The organism is Sutcliffiella deserti (assembly GCF_020037475.1).
Classification (GTDB): Bacteria; Bacillota; Bacilli; order Bacillales; family Bacillaceae_I; genus Sutcliffiella_A; species Sutcliffiella_A deserti.
The window spans coordinates 97,087-114,666 of the sequence record NZ_JAIQDB010000006.1; the positions used below are offsets into that span (position 1 = coordinate 97,087).

Genomic DNA, 17,580 nt, shown 5'->3' on the forward strand with positions numbered 1-17,580 from the left:
ATCGAATTAATTGTGACAAAAAGCTAAAGAGAATATTCAAAGTAAATCCCTCCACAATAAAAGTTAGTGTCAAATGAAACACTAAGATTATTATTAGGTGAAGGCTTAAATTTATACATTGGGTCATGGGGACTGGTCCCTTGACCCATTTTTCATGTGAGCAAAGCCGCATGGTGCTTCTGGTTTTTCTCTTCTTACTACCAGAATAAAGCGCATGGAAATTAATGTAATATTAATGAAACTTTACCCAATTTGAATCGTATATCTATTATAAAGACGTGATTTTTCAATTAGACTGGATCTATTTTGGTGTTTCTGGGTAAATTGCCCAAACCATTAAAGAGCTTAGAGAAAGAAGGGATGTTATGACAAATAATCAGAAGCGAGCAGTATGTTATATAAGTTATGTGTTCTTATTCCTGCTGTTAATTTTCATTGGATTAAGGTTTCAAGCATTTCTGTTGACGTATGGTCAAAACAATTATGAAATATTACCTTATTTTTTATTCAAATCTGTGTTTTCGGTTGTGATCGGAATATATATTGGGCTACCTTTTATTTATAGAAATTTCTCCAGTGAAGGGGCTTGGAAGGTGAATTGGATGAAGTTGGCTATAATCGGATTACCGTTTATCTATTTGGCGGTACTTCCGGTATTTTATATTTCAGGAATTTTTCCTGCTATACTGCCTTTCACGAACTATGTTTTAGGAGGATATTTTGGAGAAGGTGCAAGTGATACTTTTGAAACGATAAACGGGGTTGTCGCAGGTTATATTGTTATAACAAGTATAGGTAAGGTTAGACAAACCTAGAGTGGTTACTGTTTGAAATAAGATGAGAAAAGGAGTAGTTATGGTTCAGGAATCGTTAGAAAGCTACGAGGAATTAGATGAAACATTGGAAGCAAGCATAGTAAATAAATTGATGAATCGTTGGGCAACCCTTGTACTTGTTGTCATGGTAATTCCTTATTGGGTAATATGGGGCATAGGAGAAAGCAGTCTTGCTTTTGTACTAAAGATCATTGGAGGGTACATGCTTTTTATCCTACTACATGAATTGCTTCATGTGTTCGGCTATATCGTAATTGGGAGAGCGAAGATAGGGGAGGTTAAATTAGGACTATTATGGAAACACCTTATGCCTTATGCTCATTGTAAAGTTGCTTTGAAGATAAATCATTACCGTATAGCACTTGTTTTACCCTTAATATTGGGGGTTTTTCCTTCCCTTTATGCTTATTTATTTGGTAGCGGATATTGGATGATTATAGGCATCTTTATGACAGCAGGGGCTCTCGGTGACCTGCTGATACTCTGGACCTTAAGGGAATAGCCCAGTAATGTGTACGTTAAAGACCACTCAAACAAAATCGGCTGCTTGGTTTATCGTCCCAAAACTTGAAAAAAGGGAACGGTACTTGCAACTGGGTCACTGTACCTGTCCCCTTGTCCCTTTCTAGACCAAAGTTAACTATAGCCGATTTCTTCTAAGAATTCGTCGATGGCTTTTTCGTATTCTTCGCGATTATCGGAGTAGCTCATGGCGTGACTGCCGTTTTTGGCAACGTAGAGTTGTTTTTTGCCTTTCTTTTTCTCAAAAAGCTGTTGAGTCATCATGATTGGGATAAAGTCATCTGGCTCGCTGTGAATGAAAAGGACAGGATTGTCGATGTTTTCTATAACATTAATGGGCGAAACATCACGAATCGAGTATTTATCACGAAGTCGTAAAAAAGTACTGGCTATTGGCATGACGAGCTGTTTTGGTATTTTAAAGTCTGCCTTTAATCGGTATGCCAACTGCTCCTCTAAATCAGAAAACGGACAATCGGCGATATAAAAGTCCGCCCCGTCCTCGAGTCCTCCTGCATACATAAGCAAGGTAGCGGCACCCATCGATTCCCCGTGGACACCTATAATAGCTTCGTCGTCTGCCGCCTGATCCCGGACCCAATCGACTACTGCTTTTAAATCATGCTTTTCATAAAAGCCATAGCTTGTTGTCGTGCCCCCTGATTTACCGTGACGACGATGGTCATACAGCACCACATTCCAGCCTTTTCTCATGAAAATATTCATATACTTAATTGAGTTCAGCGTGTTCTGTGTTACACCATGGCTGAAAATCATATAGCGGTTCGAATCTGGTAGATCAAATAGTTCGCCATAGATATTATAGCCAAGAGGCGAAGGTATCGTAAGCTCCTTCTTTGCAAGCTTCCGATAGGCCTCTTCTTTATAGTGGCCAAGCTTCATTTCTCGATCTAATATCTCCTCATTTGTTTTCTTGCGAATGTACATGACCTTATTTGTAAAGTAAATTCCTACAAAAAGAACATAGGTAAGAATAAGCCCAAGTATAATAAGTAAATTCTTTAGTTGTTTCACCGTGAAAACCTCCAAAAGGTTAGATATCTTATTATTTATCGCACACTGTTGCTCTTTAGTCCTATCATTTACATTCATTGCTTCACTCAATAGTTAAATTAATGCAATCATTAACATCCAAAGAAGTTTATATCTTAATTTTACCATTTAGAATATTGGGAGGGAAATGAAGAAAAGTTTTTTTATCCAAAATGCTTTCTATAATGTGTTGCTTCCCCACTAAAAGACTAAGAGAAAGTGATATATGTTATTGCTCAAATGTCAGAAAAGTGGTAATTTTAAATTATTAGGGTACAAGTAAAGTGTATTTTTGAGAAGGCTATTTTCGAAGTTAATGGTTGCGTTAATTGTTACAATCGTTACAGAAAGTGAGGATTCCGAGTGAATTAAAGAAATTAAGATAGTGAAAAGTGTTTCAAAAAATATACGAGCAGGGGAGCAATGGTATGCCCACTATACATAAAAATGTACTTATAATAATATTTTGTTTACTCTTTCTTGCTACGCCTAAAACTTACAGTGCCTTATATGAACCATTAACATTTGAAGAAATGGTTGAAAGAGCAGATTTAATTATTATTGGTAAAAATAATGGAGCAGTTCAAGAAAGAATAGAAAAAGTGGTAGATACGGACATAGGGGATTATGATTTAGGGTTTACAGAATGGGAAATAGAGGTTACTTCTTACTTAAAAGGAGAACATCAAGGAGAATTCATTTTGATATCCACACCAGGACCTGGTACGAAAGCAGACGATGATAACACTACCTTTAAGATGCGTTCAAATGAATATCGCTTAGATGAATGGATTGAGGGTATAGAAAAGGAACTGTTAACAAAAGTGGAGGACATCCTCTTTTTTTTGGAAAAAAGAGATGGATATTATCATCCTATTAATCCAAGTGCAATCGTTCCTTTGAATGTAATCGATTGGGAAGAGAACATAGATCCAGAGGTTGTTCACTTAAACGATGTGGACCCAGAATTTTTAGAGGAAATCAATTACTTACGTTCCTATTTAAAAGATACCCCACATTACTCGCCGGAAGGACAATTACAAGATTCTGACCAAGTGAAATGGTATTTTCTTATTGTTGGGGTTGTACCTTTTGGGTTTCTTATTTGGTATTTGAAACGGAATAGCAAAAAGGATAAATAGCTTGGAAGCGGCATTTTATGAAAAAGAAGGGCATATAAGATTTACCGAACTTCTATACAATCTAGTACTTTATAGGGATAGGCGACTGATAAATAGAAGCAGTCGTTTTTTTGTGTATAAATATATTTACCTTTTGTGCTTTTTAGTGTAAAATTACACTATATAGAACATTGTGGTAATTAAGGGAAAAAAGGGGGAGAATTCATGAGGGTTCTTGGTTCTATTATTTTGTCGGGTATTATTTTGTTTTTGGGGTTTTATTTAACAGTCATTACGTTACTGTGGTCAGGAAAGGAACTATATGGTCTAGTGTCAGCTGGTTTTGTGTTTACACTTTTAATCTTTGCCAATTTATTTGTTTGGGGACTGTTTTCGAAAAAAAGTATCAAGATAGCTTTTATTAGTTTATTAAGCTGTTTTATTTTGTTTGTAGTTGTTGAGCGTGTGAAAGTTTGGCATCTTCAATCCTTGCAAGTGATGAGCACTCAGGATGTTGATCTTTCTGTTTATGAACCTTTTTCGGAGGATTCTTTAGTAGCTAAATTAGCTAAACCTTCTTCTTTACAATTAGATGAGCCTTTACTAAAGCTTGACGGTTCAACTGCTTTGTATCCAGTGTATTCGGCCTTTGCAAATGCAGCATATCCAGAAAGTACATATCACTTCGCGAATAGTGAAGTGCAATCAACTCAAACATCTGGGGCCTGGGCGAATTTATTGAAAGAAAGTGCAGATGTTATTTTTGTACCAGAGCCACCTAGTTCAATACAGAACCAGGCAGAATCCAAAGGAGTGGAATTAGTATTAAACCCAATAGGAAAAGAGGCTTTTGTCTTTTTTGTCCATAAAGATAATCAAGTTAGCGATGTATCCTTAGAACAAATACAGCAGATTTATGCTGGTGAAATATCAAATTGGAAAGAACTAGGCGGAAAAGATGAACCAATTCTAGCATTTCAACGGCCTGAAGATAGTGGAAGCCAACAAATGCTTAGAAAAGTGATGGGGACCAAGCGTTTAATGGATGCACCCAAAGACCAACGTGTAACCGGCATGGGAGGGATTATTGAAGAAACTCTTGACTATGAAAATAGGAAAAATGCAATCGGATTCTCCTTCCGCTTTTTCTCAGAATCGATGGTGCAAAACAACAAAATTAAACACTTAAAGATCAATGGTATGTCTCCCTCTATTGAATCTATTCAGCAGGATAGCTATCCTTTTGTGAGTCCCTTTTATGCAGTTCATCTATCAAGTACCAAGAATCCTAATCTTGACCATTTTCTAGAATGGATAAAGTCCGAAGAGGGGCAATCTTTAGTAGAAAAATCAGGTTATGTACCATACTATGAATAAAGGTTGTTTTCTCTTACTAGAGACTTGCGGGATGTAAAAACAATATCTTTGATTTTATTCTTATTTAAGGCCGTTTTCGCTCCCACATAGGTGGGGGGTGCAGGTTCTAGCATCCTACTTAAAATACTAAGTAAGCGAAAACAGCCTAGAAAAAAATAACCTTATTTACGAGGCTATTTTTTATTAACTTGTCTACCGCTTTTTTTGCTGCTTTGTGACTTTGAATTTCCCACTTGGTAATCCGAGCCAAACTCTACGTCATTTTTATTATCCTGTTTCTCGATTTGTTCTCTTGACTGGTTTCTCTTTTGCATTCCGTCTTTTGACATTCCCTACTCAGCTCTCTTTCGATTGTAAGATGGATTCGTTATTAATATGCTCAAGTTTAAAGGGAATATTTAAATGACTTATGTGATGAAGGTAATTATTTGATTAGGATTTGTTATAGGCAGGTGACAAAGTGGTGGAGTGACAAGTCTCCTTTGGATTACCCATCCTATTGGTACTGTGTCCGCTCCAGGTTCCCACTCTCAGACCATTGATGTTTTATGAACATAGGGGAGGTTTTGGATTTTTTCGATAACCTCAGGATTTTGGTCGGTTTTTTTAAGGTTTACGAGGAAGTTGTATTTTACTCGCTTGATATTATTGGCAGGTTTATATTCTTCCATATCGATTTTTACAATTTCTATATCATGTTCTCTTAAGATGGATTTCATTTCAGAAAGAATTCCATCCTGTTTTTCTGTTACTACGGTCAAAACGATGGATTCATCCTTACTTTCTAGTACATTAATCCCATGTAATGTGAATAATACAATCGCTGTGGTTAGAATGCCTTCAAAAAACATACCTGCACCAATAACAAGACCTAATGCTGCAGTCATCCATACGGAAGCAGCTGTAGTTAAGCCTCTAACTGAAACTCCTCCATGAACCATGATCGTTCCAGCACCTAAAAATCCAATCCCACTGATAACATAAGATGGTATCCTAGCAGGGTCCATTTTAATAATTCCATCGTTATTGCGCGAAATATAATCTTCAAAACCATATAAGGAAAGAAGCATAAGCAAACAAGAACCTAAACCAACTAGAATATGAGTACGTAATCCTGCCGGCCGATTTTTTGTCTCTCTTTCAAAACCAACAATCCCACTAAGAAGAACTACCATACATATTCTTTGTAAGGTAATTATCGTGTCTTCATTAAAAAAGTCTAAAATCCTGATTCCCTCCCTTTTTTATGTATATCCCCTTTTATTTTATGTAGCCTGTTAAAAGGTAGATAAAACATAAAAATAAGACGATGGACCTGTCCCCATTGTCCCACATGATGCTTTTCATGCCATTAGCGCTGATGTTTCTATTTTCAGATAGTGTGCGTTATTCTATCTATCAGAATGTTGATCTATTAATGTCTGCCGTTGCAATATCTATTACAAGGGATGACGCTTGACCCCTTTACCTCCAATCTGATGGAGACACTCAGACCATTTCCACCTTTAAGAGAACAGAAAATTGGAGGAGCAATATTGTTAGCAAGTCAAGCTGTTTGGTTTGTTTGTTCCATTCATGGTTAAACAAAAACCTCTTTATAGATAAGTTACTAAGCGAGCCCAAACCTGAAGGAGCAAATCCAATACTAAAGTCAGTTCCTCCAAACCTTCATAATACATTGAAAATTTTAAAAAACCTTTTTAAATATCGGCAATGTTTGAACGAGCAACCTAAACTAAACTATTGAATGAAAACATTATAAAAACGCTTGGACTAAAGAAAATCCAAGCGTTTATATAATGTTAAAGGTTAGCTGGTTGAAAACCGAGCTTATTGCTCCGAATTTTGACGCTTTCTTGGCTGGATCGCTCGTGCTACTTCTTCCGCTGATTCAATTTCCTTAATATTGTTTGCAATTGGTTTCCCTTTTTGACTAGGACCATCATGCTTATTGTGCTTTGACATGGTAGGTGATCCCCCTTTTCTTATTTTCATTTGTTAATGTTAGTCAGATGCGGGGGATTTATGCATGTTTGCGAAAAGGGAAAAACATTGGCTTTTCGCACAGTTAAACCTGGGACAATGGACCTGTCCCCTTGACCCATTTATAGTACTGGCTTTCATATGGCTTATCAAGGTGGGGTAGTAAATTTTCCAGAGCTTTCGTAATGCGGTTGAGGTTGATGCCTGTTGAAATTCCCATTTGTTCAAGCATATAAACGACATCCTCTGTAGCTACATTGCCGGAAGCTCCTGGTGCAAAGGGGCATCCCCCAAGGCCACCGGCTGATGTGTCGAAGCGGTCAATTCCTGCCTGTAATGCGGCGAAGATATTAGCGAGTGCCATTCCTCTCGTATTATGAAAATGTGCGGTGATCATGATGTTTGGCAACGCTTTCTTTAGTGCAGAAAATAATTCTAATGATTCCTTTGGATTGGCCATTCCGATAGTATCAGCGACACTCAGTTCGTCCACCCCGAAGCTTGCAAATCTTTGACATAATACCAGTACATCCGCAACTTCTACTTTTCCTTCATATGGGCAGTAGAAGGAGGTGGAAATACATGCGCGGACGAAGAAGTTTTTTTCTTTAAGATCTCGTATTATTGGCTCAAGTTCCTGCAGACTTTCTTCGGTTGTCTTGTTAATATTTTTCTTATTGAAGGAATCGCTGACTCCGACAAAAACAGCGGCGTTTTTACAAGCCGTACCTAGCAGACGATCGATACCTTTTCTATTTGGTACAAGGACGAAATTGCGAGTTTCCTCATCCAGGCATTCTTCGATAATTATAGGTGCGTCGGCCATCTGTGGAACCCATTTTGGGGAAACAAAGGAGGTGAGTTCAACCTCCTTGATACCGGCTTTTTTCAGTTGCTTAATAAAATCAATTTTCGTGAGGGTTGGAACAAAGGTTGCTAAATTTTGCAATCCATCCCGTGGACCAACCTCGATAATGGTTGCTTGTGTAGGTAAGTTCAATTGATTTCCCCCTATTTTTGTAACATGTTAGTTTAATTTTAGTAAGAAAAGAGACCAAAAAGCAAGAATTATAGAAATTTTATAAAAAAAGAAGGATTTTCGACAAGAACCAAGAATAAATGTAGCGAGAGGAGATGGAATGATGACTAACAAAGAAGTAGTGATTGTAAGCGCTGTCAGAACAGCGATTGGAAGCTTTGGTGGGGTATTTAAGGATGTTTCTGCTCCGCAACTAGGAGCAGTAGTGATAAAAGAGGCGCTCGCAAAAGTCGGGCTTGCACCAGATAGTGTAGATGAAGTAATTATGGGGAATGTGCTGCAGGCAGGACTTGGCCAGAACCCCGCAAGACAAGCTGCAATCGGAGCAGGACTTCCTAACGAAGTTTCCTCAATGACAATAAATAAAGTATGTGGCTCCGGATTAAAAGCCGTTCATCTTGCAACACAAGCCATTATCGCAGGAGATGCTGATATTGTGGTTGCGGGTGGAATGGAAAATATGTCACAGGCACCTTACCTATTAAAGGGCGCACGCGACGGATATCGTATGGGTGATCAAAAAGTGACAGATAGTATGGTAACAGACGGGTTGTGGTGCTCCTTCAATGATTATCATATGGGAGTAACCGCTGAAAACCTCTGCACAAAATATGAGCTATCACGAGAAGAACAGGATATCTTTGCGGCAAACAGTCAGCAAAAAGCAGCGAAAGCGATGGAAGAAGGTAAATTCAAGGACGAAATTGTTCCTGTGGAAGTAAAAAAGCGAAAAGAAATTCTGACAATCGATACAGACGAATATCCTAAAAAGGGAACAACAGTTGAAAAGCTTGGTGCCTTGCGTGCGGCATTTAAAAAAGATGGCTCTGTTACAGCTGGAAACGCATCTGGAATCAATGATGGAGCAGCAGTTGTAATTGTAATGAGCAAAGAAAAGGCAGACGAGCTGGGAATTAAACCATTAGTGAAAATTGTTGCCAATGCAAGCAGTGGAGTGGATCCTAGCATCATGGGAATCGGTCCTGTCACTGCCGTGAAAAAAGCATTAGAAAAAGGAAGCCAGATCTTGGAAGAGATAGACCTTGTGGAGGCCAATGAAGCGTTCGCCGCTCAATCTCTTGCAGTCGGAAAAGAACTTCAGTTTGACCCAGAAAAGCTAAACGTTAACGGCGGTGCAATTGCTCTTGGTCACCCAATAGGGGCAAGCGGTACACGCATCCTCGTCACCCTCATTCACGAAATGAAAAGACGTGACGTGAAAAAAGGTCTTGCCACCCTTTGTATTGGTGGAGGACAAGGTGTAGCAACAATTGTAGAGAATATCTAATTTCCTAGAGAGAGGTGCAACAATGAAACCAATTTACACGTCCTTTACAGAAGCTGTAAAAGATATTCAGGATGGTGCCACAATCATGGTAGGTGGGTTCGGACTATGTGGAATCCCAGAAAACCTGATCCTAGCACTTGTTGAAACAGGAGTCAAAGACCTGACTGTCATCTCCAATAACTGCGGAGTTGATGAGTGGGGCTTAGGGTTGCTATTGAAAAATAAACAAATTAGGAAAATGATTGGCTCCTATGTTGGAGAAAACAAGGAATTTGAACGCCAAGTGCTATCCGGCGAGTTGGAAGTAGAACTAACGCCACAAGGGACACTGGCAGAAAAAATCCGTGCAGGCGGAGCGGGGATTCCGGCATTTTACACACCAGCTGGAGTAGGAACACCTATTGCTGAAGGCAAGGAAGTGCGTGTGTTTAATGGAAAAGAATATCTTTTAGAAGAAGCCTATCAAGCGGACTTCAGTCTAGTGAGAGCAGATAAGGCTGATAAAATGGGGAACCTAATCTATAACAAGACAGCTCGTAACTTTAATCCGATGATTGCTGCAGCTGGAACTGTCACAATCGCGGAAGTAGAAGAGCTAGTGGAAATTGGGGATCTTGATCCAAATCAGATTCAAACACCAAGCATCTATGTCCAACGCCTGATCGTCGGCAAACAGGAAAAGAAAATCGAACGCATTACTACTAGAGACTAGGGAGGAGGGGTAAACCATGGCAAACGAAAAGTTTAATACTCGAGAAAGAATAGCCAAACGAGCAGAAAGAGAAATCGAAAACGGCTTTTATGTTAACCTTGGAATTGGAATGCCAACACTTGTAGCTAATTACCTTTCCGACAATAAACAGGTTGTTTTGCAATCAGAAAACGGGCTATTAGGTATCGGACCATATCCAACAAAAGAAAATGTTGACGCAGACTTGATTAATGCTGGAAAAGAGACCGTAACCGCCATCCCAGGTGCCGCCTATTTTGACAGCGCCGAATCCTTCGCAATGATCCGCGGCGGGCACGTAAACATTGCCATACTTGGCGGAATGGAAGTAAGTGAAAGTGGTGACCTGGCCAACTGGATGATCCCTGGCAAAATGATCAAAGGAATGGGCGGTGCGATGGACCTTGTTCATGGTGCCGAACGTATTATCGTAATAATGGACCATGTGAATAAAGCAGGAGAAGCGAAGATATTGAAGGAATGTACACTACCTTTAACAGGTAAGGGTGTGGTAGACCGCATTATTACAGACCGGGCTGTAATGGATGTAACCGAGCAAGGATTAAAGCTTGTTGAGGTTGCAGATGGATATTCGGTAGAGGATATCCAAAATAGTACAGAGCCTACTTTAATTGTGGATGAGTTTGTAAAGTTAGGCGCTTTTTAATCTTATTCCAAGGCAGACTGGTTACATTAAATGTAATCGGTCTTTTTTCATAATATTTATAGATTAAGAGAGTTAACAATGGACTTTTAATAGAGTAAAATTATGTTGAACTGCAATAATGTCCCCTTGATTCTTATGAAATTGGAGGAAAATAGTATGGAGATGAAAAAAGATATTACTGTTGGTGGAATAGAATTAAATTGGGATCTAGAATCAGGAGAAGTTCTCTTTGAAGGGGGAGATGTTGTCTTCTTTTGGGTTTCAGCTATGAAGACATTTTTTGATACAATCAAAGAGGTTTCAGGCGAAGAAGCTACTAATCTCGTTCTTGAAATTACTGGTTTTCGCCAGGGATTAATTGTTGGTAATGGATTTAGAGAGATGAAGAACATAGATATTTCCAATGTGGTGGAGTGGTTGTCAAACACCTACGCAGCAGCTGGGTGGGGGAAAGTTGAAATAAAAGACATCAATGTAGAAAATAACAGTTTTACCTTACTAATTAAAGATGATTGGGAATATAAAATGAATAGATTAGGGAAGAAGTGTACTGAAGGGATCTTTGTGCCTGCTCATTATGCAGGTGTGTTAACGGGTCTGTTTGGACAAAACTATTGGTATAAAATGATTCAACACCAAAATGAAGAGAATACATTTAGTATAGTTGAATATTTTCCAAAAGAAGTTGATATTGAACAAAATATACACGAGTTATCGAGAAGAGAAGAAGCCAAACAAATTCTGCAATTGGAATATATGGTGGATGAGAAAACAAAGATGCTGCAAGAACTCATAAAGGAACTTTCTTCCCCGCTGATCCCTGTTTTAGAAGGTATCCTGGTGGTCCCTTTAATTGGTAAATATGATGAAGAACGGGCAGAGGTTTTAATGACCAATACGCTAAATCAACTGCCCAAACATCAAGCAAACTATCTTTTGCTGGATGTAACCGGGCTTAACGACAATATATCAGAATATACAGCAGAAGTAATTGATAGATTAGGGTTGGCTGCTAAACTGCTTGGAACAGAAATGATATTAGTAGGTATTTCAGCAAAACTTGCACTTGTAATTACGCAATCCTTATCCAACCTAAAAAAATATGAATGTATGCAAACTCTTCAACATGGAATATACTATGCGCTTGGGAAAAGTGGGCGGAGAATCGTGTAGGATAAGGTCTTTAGTTAAAATCACGCTTAATAATGTAAAATATCAGCCAAAGCAGGGGGCTGAAGTCTACATAAAATAATATTGCAACCTAAAAAAGGTTTAATAGAAGGCCCCTGCCGAATCTATTAAACCTTTTTAACGCTGCAATTTTTATACTATGACGCGAAAATAGACCACTGATTTTGTTCTGCAATTTTTACCATGTCTTCTTTTGGGTTAACAAGAATAGGGTTGGAAACATAGTGCAGTAAAGGAATATCGCTTGCGCTGTCCGCATATGCCCAAATCTCTTTGGTTGAATTTACTGATATGTGCTGTTGAAGCATCCATTCTTGCAATTTTTTTACTTTTATATCACCATTGACAATTTGTCCAATTTCACCTGTGCAAAGGCCTTCTCGATTAAATAATAATTCAGTGCTTAACACGTGGACGTCTAATTGGAGGTCTTTTATAAAAGCCTTTAAAAATGGTTGAAGCGCACCTGACAATACAATCACTGTATCACCCTTATCTTGGTGTTCTCGGATCTTAAGAACGAGGTTTTGATGAACTTCTGCTTTTCCAAAATTGACAAGTTCCTGAAAAAAGAGGTCCAACTCTTCTGTGGTTTTCCCTTTAAATGTTTTCGCAAAGGCTCTGAAAAAATCATGTCTAAACTTATTTTTTCCTTTAAGTAAACCACCAGCTGACGCTTTTACTAGGCCTGCTGCAACAGTGGCCCATTGTTTTGTAGTAAACCTCTCTTTTCCGATCTGAAACATGGCTTTAAAAGAGTTTCCTTGATACAATGTTCCATCAAAATCTACCGTGACAATTGCCAAAACACAACACCTTCCTTTATTTAGTAAGTATAAGGATGTTGGTACGGTTTGTAAATAAATAGAAAGAATCATTTCTTTTTTAGAGTCTGCTTTGTAGTAGTTTTCTACAAGGCTGCCTGCTGGGTCGTATATCGGTTAGCAAGAAAAGGATATACGGCCATTAGAAAAATCATGAAACAGCTATGTTATTGCCGTTTCGTGATTTTTTACGTTGTTTACCAAAACGAGATTGGCTTCCTCCATTAAAAACATCCAATAATACGTTTGCTATTAATTAGCTATTAGCTTTCGAACTATTACTAATTATTCTATATAGGAAACATGCAGCTAGATTCAAATAGTTGCAAATTGAAAAAGTAAGGGGGAAAATGAGGAAAAAAGGACAGAGGGGCATTGCCTCTCGTCACAAGGAAGGTGTTAGAGATGAAGAAATACCGAATAGATCAAAGCAAAGGGTTAGAGTTTGGGATATATACCCTTGGGGACCACTTACCGAATCCTTCGAATGGTGAGAGAATGTCTGCTGGGGAAAGGATTCACGAAATTATTGAATATGCAAAGTTGGCTGAGCAGGCTGGTCTCGATTTTTTTAGTGTCGGAGAGAGTCATCAAGAATTTTTTACGACACAGGCACATACGGTTGTTTTGTCAGCAATTGCTCAGGCAACAAGCAAGATTAAAATTGCAAGCTCCTCGACAATTGTAAGTACCTCCGATCCAGTTCGGGTCTTTGAGGACTTTGCAACGATTGATTTAATTTCAAAGGGACGAGCAGAAATCGTTGCTGGCCGTGCATCAAGGATTGGACTTTTCGAATTATTAGGGTATGATGTGAACAATTATGAGGAATTGTATGAAGAAAAATTCGACTTGTTACGTCTTATTAATGAAAATGAAACGGTTAATTGGAGTGGTGAATTTCGTGCACCGTTAAGAAATGCACAGATTATCCCTCGTCCTCAAAACGGCTCTATGCCAATTTGGCGGGCAGTTGGGGGCTCGCCAGGTAGTGCGATAAAAGCGGGGGCTGCAGGTGTGCCAATGTTTCTCGCTCATTTAGGTGGACATGTATTGAGCTTTAAACGTACTATAGATGCATACAGGGAAGCAGCAAAACAAGAGGGCTATGATCCTGCAGAACTGCCGATTGCAACGGCAGGATTCTTCTATGCAGCCGAAACCTCTCAGCAGGCTATTGCAGATACCTATCCTCATATTAATGAAGGAATGAAGCGAACGAACGGGCGCGGTTTTCCAGCAGAAGCATATGCTCAAGGGATTGACCCTCAAAACGTAATGAATATTGGCAGCCCTCAACAAATCATTGAAAAAATACTCTATCAACATGAGGTATATGGCCATCAACGATATATTGCACAAATCGATTTCGGCGGCGTTCCATTTGACCGACTTCAAAAAAATCTTGAACTGATCGGGACCGAAATTCTCCCTGCAGTCAAAAAGTATACAGCAAAGTAAGGGACATAGGGACAGGTACATTGTCCCACCAATTTTTAGGAGGAATTAAACGAATGAATATGACCAATAATGATATTTTGATTAGGTTAAGGTATGCTCTGGATTTAAAGAATACAGAGATGGTGGAGATTTTCAAACTTGGAGGAGTAGATATAACGAAAGAGGACGTGTTAAAGCTACTTGTGAGACCTAACGAGGACTACCTTGAGGAAGCAGGAAATGAGGTAAATGACGAAGATATTATTTTATGATTAGAGTTATTCTTAAATGGTCTCATTATTTTCAAAAGAGGAAAACAGGATCCAAAACCTGGGCAGCCAGACAGACCTCCAATAACAATCTCGGGAAATCTCAGTGTAAATAATGTTGTGTTGAAGAAATTGAAAATAGCACTAGCATTAACAAGTGAGGATATGGTTGATATTTTAGAAGAGGCTGGTGTCACGATAACTAAAAGTGAATTAGGTGCCTTATTAAGAAAAGAAGGACATAAGAATTATAAGCCGTGTGGAGACAGATACGCTAGAAACTTTTTAAAAGGCTTGGCTTATAAATATAGAGAGTAGACGAGCTCGAAATAGACAGATGGATGCAAACTTAGGTTAAATACTTCCGGGTTGGAAAACATAAACTGAAGATACATAATGAGCAGAAAACAGTCTAGGATTAAAGAGGGGTGGGGGGATAATATGCTGCACTTTCAACGGAAAGGCAAGGGGGAACCACTCGTGTTGCTTCATGGTTTTCTAGGAACACACCATATCTACGACAGAGTGTTGGCTAAACTGGAACGATCATATGATGTAATCACCGTGGACTTGCCAGGTCATGGAGGGTCCCCTTTGGATCCAGACGTACATACCGTGTATCACTATGCGGAAAAAATCATTAGATTGCTACAATCTTTACATATTAATAAGTCTACGTGGGTTGGCCATTCTTTTGGAGGATATATTACCTATGCAGCCATGAAAAAATACCGGCAACATTTGCTTAGAGCCGCTGTTGTATATGCTTCACCCACTGGTGACGACCAGAAAAAGAAAGAAAATCGTGAAAAAAATGCCCTGGTCATTAAAGAAGAGGGAATTGATGCTTTTGCAGAGGCGAGAATTCCCACCTATTTTTCAGAAGAAGGTCACCCTGATGATGTTTCTTTTGCCATTAAACATGCAAAAGAAACATCGGAGGAGGGTGCCATTAAAGCTTTGTATGCCATGCGTAATCGACCAGATGTTGTCCAACTACTGGATATTATCGACATACCGTTGCTTATTTTACGCGGTACCAAAGACCAATGGGATGGAGAATTCAAAACAAATTCACCTTCGTCCTTTGTTACATTTGCGGACACGGAAACCTCACATATGGGGATGTTGGACGATCCAGATCAATTTTTAGTAGCGCTAGAAAAGTGGTTAAAAGAGACTTCAGGGCAATCATGACAGCAAGTAAATGAAAATTAAAGTACATTCTCCATTCATGGGCATATGATGTTTTTATCAACCTGTGAAGGGAATGACAAAAAATGTATTATGATCCATCCCTCTATTCCTATCGAAATTACACAAATTCTAATACACCAGTGTACTACTCCGACCATGTGCAAAGAGGTCAAGAGAATCATCCTGAATTAATTGAAGCTATACTTGGAGGAGTCAAAAGAGAAGCTAGCGCCATTGAGCTTTATCGACAGTTAGCACATGTAGCGCCAAACGAAAAGCATAAAAAAGACATACTTCAAGCATTAGAAGGAAAGAACGTACTTTTTACCCAATTTAGTAATCTATATCGCGGCCTTACTGGCACTAAGCCTGTGTTCCAACTGGACAAAGTTCCATTTCATAGTTACAGCGATGGGTTAAGTAAGGCTTATCAAGGAGAAATAGAAGGGTATCAAGAATATCAAAAAGTTTTTTTACTTACACAACTTCCACAAGTTCGAAATCTCTTTTTATGGGCTTTAACGGGTGAACAAGAGAATGCTGCGCGATTTAGTTATTTAAATCAGGAAATATCCACCCACTTGACGGATTATGGACCCGAGCCGTTTGTTGTGAATATCGAAGAGCTTACGAAGCAAAACAATTTTTTTCGTACTGCATTATGGACAGGAAGCCATTTTCAACTGACTTTGATGAGCATCAACGTTGGAGAAGACATCGGTTTAGAAATTCATCCGACACTTGATCAATTTTTGAGGGTTGAACAAGGTCAAGGAGTAGTTCAAATGGGGGACAGCAAAGATAGATTAGATTTTCAAGAAAACGTTTATGATAATTATGCGATTATCATACCCGCGGGAAAATGGCACAACTTGACGAATACGGGAAATGAACCGCTTAAATTATACTCTATCTATGCCCCACCACAGCATCCATATGGTACGGTTCATGAAACCAAAGCAATAGCAATGGCTGCTGAAGAAGAGCACCACTAAGCATCAAAGAGGATGAGAAAAGAAACAAGTTCAATTTTCTCGTCCTTTCCTGTGATGGGTAAAATAAGCTTAATACTCTTTGAACAGAGAAATAAGAAGCATACATAAGAGGAGGAGAATGATATGTCTATAAAAGAGGGATACATCGAAGTTACTGGGGGAAATGTTTGGTACGAGTTGCATGGTGAGAGTACTAATCATACTCCGGTTATTGTGTTACACGGAGGGCCAGGGTCCTCGTTTTATTCCATGCAAGGAATTCGGATACTAGCGAAGGATCGTCCAGTTATTTTTTATGATCAGTTAGGATGCGGCAAGTCTGATCGTCCTACTGATCCTTCGTTATGGAAGCTAGATCGATTTGTCGAGGAACTGAGACAGATTCGAGATGCGCTCTCTCTTAAGGATTTCCATATTCTTGGCCACTCATGGGGAACAACGCTTGCGGCGGCCTATTATTTATCCCATCCCCAAGGCGTAAAGAGTGTTATCTTTTCCAGTCCTTGCCTAAGCGCTCCATTATGGGCAGAAGACCAGAAGGAAAATCGCTTACAGCTACCACTTGAAGTGCAAAAAAAGTTAAAAACCAATGAAGAGAATGGCACAACGAAGTCGGATGAATACAAAGAAGCTACGAAAATATTTAATAAGCATTTTGTCTGCAGATTGGATCCTTATCCTGAGTTCCTTAAAAAAGGAGCCCACTATAGAAATCCTGAAGTGTACAATATTATGTGGGGCCCATCTGAATTTCATGTGACTGGAAACTTAAGGGATTTTGATTGTACTTCCCGGCTAAAAGACTTTGAGGTTCCAACTTTGTATACATGTGGTCGATACGATGAAGCCACACCAAAATCAACAATGTTCTTCCGTTCATTAACACCGAATGGAAAATCTCATGTGTTTGAAAATAGTGCACATATGCCTTATTTAGAAGAGCCTGAAGAGTATATAAGAGTGATTGGGGAATTTTTAAGGGAAGTTGATTCTAATGATTAAAAAATAGATATACATAAAAAAACATAGAAACAATCTATGAAGGGGA

At 38.9% G+C, this 17,580-nt stretch carries 18 protein-coding genes and 1 pseudogene; 13 read left to right on the forward strand and 6 right to left on the reverse strand.

Annotation, left to right across the window (positions count from 1 at the left end):
* The first annotated feature begins 365 nt into the window (after positions 1 to 365).
* Together K9B36_RS12085 and K9B36_RS12090 are read left to right on the forward strand one after the other, a co-directional pair.
* On the forward strand, positions 366 to 815 hold the full coding sequence (locus K9B36_RS12085) for a hypothetical protein (RefSeq protein ID WP_223702366.1): 450 nt from the start codon (positions 366 to 368) through the stop codon (positions 813 to 815).
* Positions 816 to 855: 40 nt separating this feature from the next.
* The gene (locus tag K9B36_RS12090; protein ID WP_223702368.1) at positions 856 to 1,338 is read left to right on the forward strand and encodes a DUF3267 domain-containing protein; all 483 of its coding nucleotides are present in this window, start codon (positions 856 to 858) and stop codon (positions 1,336 to 1,338) included.
* A 134-nt stretch (positions 1,339 to 1,472) separates the two neighbouring features.
* Here the strand turns inward: K9B36_RS12090 and K9B36_RS12095 are convergent, their stop codons facing one another.
* Entirely contained in the window at positions 1,473 to 2,393 is a 921-nt protein-coding gene (locus K9B36_RS12095) for an alpha/beta hydrolase (protein WP_399201832.1), read from the reverse strand.
* A gap of 446 nt (positions 2,394 to 2,839) precedes the next feature.
* Between K9B36_RS12095 and K9B36_RS12100 the strand changes: the two genes are divergently transcribed.
* Both K9B36_RS12100 and K9B36_RS12105 read left to right on the forward strand, forming a co-directional pair.
* A complete protein-coding gene (locus tag K9B36_RS12100; RefSeq protein WP_223702370.1) occupies positions 2,840 to 3,553 on the forward strand; it encodes a hypothetical protein in 714 nt (237 codons plus the stop codon).
* A 204-nt stretch (positions 3,554 to 3,757) separates the two neighbouring features.
* Positions 3,758 to 4,909: a PstS family phosphate ABC transporter substrate-binding protein gene (locus K9B36_RS12105; RefSeq protein WP_223702372.1), complete on the forward strand. Its 1,152-nt coding sequence runs from the start codon at positions 3,758 to 3,760 to the stop codon at positions 4,907 to 4,909.
* Between the two features lie 173 nt (positions 4,910 to 5,082).
* Here K9B36_RS12105 and K9B36_RS12110 read toward each other — a convergent pair whose 3' ends face one another.
* From K9B36_RS12110 to K9B36_RS12120, 4 genes are all read right to left on the reverse strand, one after another.
* Positions 5,083 to 5,238, reverse strand: coding sequence for a hypothetical protein (locus tag K9B36_RS12110; protein WP_223702373.1), 156 nt, complete (start codon positions 5,236 to 5,238; stop codon positions 5,083 to 5,085).
* Positions 5,239 to 5,439: 201 nt separating this feature from the next.
* Positions 5,440 to 6,084, reverse strand: a complete 645-nt coding sequence (locus K9B36_RS12115; RefSeq protein ID WP_223702374.1) for an MgtC/SapB family protein — start codon at positions 6,082 to 6,084, stop codon at positions 5,440 to 5,442.
* A 655-nt stretch (positions 6,085 to 6,739) separates the two neighbouring features.
* Positions 6,740 to 6,874, reverse strand: a complete 135-nt coding sequence (locus K9B36_RS16890; protein WP_263399344.1) for a hypothetical protein — start codon at positions 6,872 to 6,874, stop codon at positions 6,740 to 6,742.
* Positions 6,875 to 6,977: 103 nt separating this feature from the next.
* The gene (locus tag K9B36_RS12120) at positions 6,978 to 7,892 is read right to left on the reverse strand and encodes a hydroxymethylglutaryl-CoA lyase (protein ID WP_223702375.1); all 915 of its coding nucleotides are present in this window, start codon (positions 7,890 to 7,892) and stop codon (positions 6,978 to 6,980) included.
* Between the two features lie 142 nt (positions 7,893 to 8,034).
* Here K9B36_RS12120 and K9B36_RS12125 point away from each other — a divergent pair, with 142 nt between their 5' ends.
* The 4 genes from K9B36_RS12125 to K9B36_RS12140 all read left to right on the forward strand — a co-directional run bounded on the left by K9B36_RS12125 (position 8,035) and on the right by K9B36_RS12140 (position 11,789).
* Entirely contained in the window at positions 8,035 to 9,219 is a 1,185-nt protein-coding gene (locus K9B36_RS12125; protein WP_223702473.1) for an acetyl-CoA C-acetyltransferase, read from the forward strand.
* Positions 9,220 to 9,241: 22 nt separating this feature from the next.
* Positions 9,242 to 9,931 carry a CoA transferase subunit A gene (locus K9B36_RS12130; protein WP_223702376.1) on the forward strand — a complete coding sequence of 230 codons (690 nt, stop codon included), beginning with the start codon at positions 9,242 to 9,244 and terminating at the stop codon, positions 9,929 to 9,931.
* Between the two features lie 16 nt (positions 9,932 to 9,947).
* Positions 9,948 to 10,616: a CoA transferase subunit B gene (locus K9B36_RS12135; protein ID WP_223702377.1), complete on the forward strand. Its 669-nt coding sequence runs from the start codon at positions 9,948 to 9,950 to the stop codon at positions 10,614 to 10,616.
* A gap of 156 nt (positions 10,617 to 10,772) precedes the next feature.
* On the forward strand, positions 10,773 to 11,789 hold the full coding sequence (locus tag K9B36_RS12140) for an STAS domain-containing protein (RefSeq protein WP_223702378.1): 1,017 nt from the start codon (positions 10,773 to 10,775) through the stop codon (positions 11,787 to 11,789).
* A 155-nt stretch (positions 11,790 to 11,944) separates the two neighbouring features.
* On the opposite strand, the gene K9B36_RS12145 is transcribed toward K9B36_RS12140, so the two are convergent.
* On the reverse strand, positions 11,945 to 12,613 hold the full coding sequence (locus K9B36_RS12145) for an HAD family hydrolase (protein ID WP_223702379.1): 669 nt from the start codon (positions 12,611 to 12,613) through the stop codon (positions 11,945 to 11,947).
* 423 nt (positions 12,614 to 13,036) lie between these two features.
* Between K9B36_RS12145 and K9B36_RS12150 the strand changes: the two genes are divergently transcribed.
* From K9B36_RS12150 to K9B36_RS12170, 5 genes and pseudogenes are all read left to right on the forward strand, one after another.
* On the forward strand, positions 13,037 to 14,092 hold the full coding sequence (locus tag K9B36_RS12150) for an LLM class flavin-dependent oxidoreductase (RefSeq protein WP_223702381.1): 1,056 nt from the start codon (positions 13,037 to 13,039) through the stop codon (positions 14,090 to 14,092).
* 53 nt (positions 14,093 to 14,145) lie between these two features.
* Positions 14,146 to 14,658 (forward strand): annotated as a pseudogene (locus tag K9B36_RS12155) (DUF1456 family protein).
* A gap of 123 nt (positions 14,659 to 14,781) precedes the next feature.
* Positions 14,782 to 15,537 (forward strand): alpha/beta fold hydrolase, encoded by a 756-nt coding sequence (locus K9B36_RS12160; RefSeq protein ID WP_223702382.1) that lies wholly within the window; start codon positions 14,782 to 14,784, stop codon positions 15,535 to 15,537.
* 83 nt (positions 15,538 to 15,620) lie between these two features.
* Positions 15,621 to 16,532: a cupin domain-containing protein gene (locus tag K9B36_RS12165; RefSeq protein WP_223702384.1), complete on the forward strand. Its 912-nt coding sequence runs from the start codon at positions 15,621 to 15,623 to the stop codon at positions 16,530 to 16,532.
* 123 nt (positions 16,533 to 16,655) lie between these two features.
* Entirely contained in the window at positions 16,656 to 17,534 is an 879-nt protein-coding gene (locus K9B36_RS12170) for a proline iminopeptidase-family hydrolase (RefSeq protein ID WP_223702385.1), read from the forward strand.
* Positions 17,535 to 17,580: the final 46 nt, after the last annotated feature.

Excerpts from the sequence above, each read along its gene's own strand:
- K9B36_RS12085 (WP_223702366.1), top strand. The coding sequence starts at position 366 with ATGACAAATAATCAGAAGCGAGCAGTATGTTATATAAGTTATGTGTTC.
- K9B36_RS12090 (WP_223702368.1), top strand. The coding sequence starts at position 856 with ATGGTTCAGGAATCGTTAGAAAGCTACGAGGAATTAGATGAAACATTG.
- K9B36_RS12100 (WP_223702370.1), top strand. The coding sequence starts at position 2,840 with ATGCCCACTATACATAAAAATGTACTTATAATAATATTTTGTTTACTC.
- K9B36_RS12105 (WP_223702372.1), top strand. The coding sequence starts at position 3,758 with ATGAGGGTTCTTGGTTCTATTATTTTGTCGGGTATTATTTTGTTTTTG.
- K9B36_RS12110 (WP_223702373.1), bottom strand. The coding sequence starts at position 5,238 with ATGTCAAAAGACGGAATGCAAAAGAGAAACCAGTCAAGAGAACAAATC.
- K9B36_RS12115 (WP_223702374.1), bottom strand. The coding sequence starts at position 6,084 with ATGGTAGTTCTTCTTAGTGGGATTGTTGGTTTTGAAAGAGAGACAAAA.
- K9B36_RS16890 (WP_263399344.1), bottom strand. The coding sequence starts at position 6,874 with ATGTCAAAGCACAATAAGCATGATGGTCCTAGTCAAAAAGGGAAACCA.
- K9B36_RS12125 (WP_223702473.1), top strand. The coding sequence starts at position 8,035 with ATGACTAACAAAGAAGTAGTGATTGTAAGCGCTGTCAGAACAGCGATT.
- K9B36_RS12130 (WP_223702376.1), top strand. The coding sequence starts at position 9,242 with ATGAAACCAATTTACACGTCCTTTACAGAAGCTGTAAAAGATATTCAG.
- K9B36_RS12135 (WP_223702377.1), top strand. The coding sequence starts at position 9,948 with ATGGCAAACGAAAAGTTTAATACTCGAGAAAGAATAGCCAAACGAGCA.
- K9B36_RS12140 (WP_223702378.1), top strand. The coding sequence starts at position 10,773 with ATGGAGATGAAAAAAGATATTACTGTTGGTGGAATAGAATTAAATTGG.
- K9B36_RS12150 (WP_223702381.1), top strand. The coding sequence starts at position 13,037 with ATGAAGAAATACCGAATAGATCAAAGCAAAGGGTTAGAGTTTGGGATA.
- K9B36_RS12160 (WP_223702382.1), top strand. The coding sequence starts at position 14,782 with ATGCTGCACTTTCAACGGAAAGGCAAGGGGGAACCACTCGTGTTGCTT.
- K9B36_RS12165 (WP_223702384.1), top strand. The coding sequence starts at position 15,621 with ATGTATTATGATCCATCCCTCTATTCCTATCGAAATTACACAAATTCT.
- K9B36_RS12170 (WP_223702385.1), top strand. The coding sequence starts at position 16,656 with ATGTCTATAAAAGAGGGATACATCGAAGTTACTGGGGGAAATGTTTGG.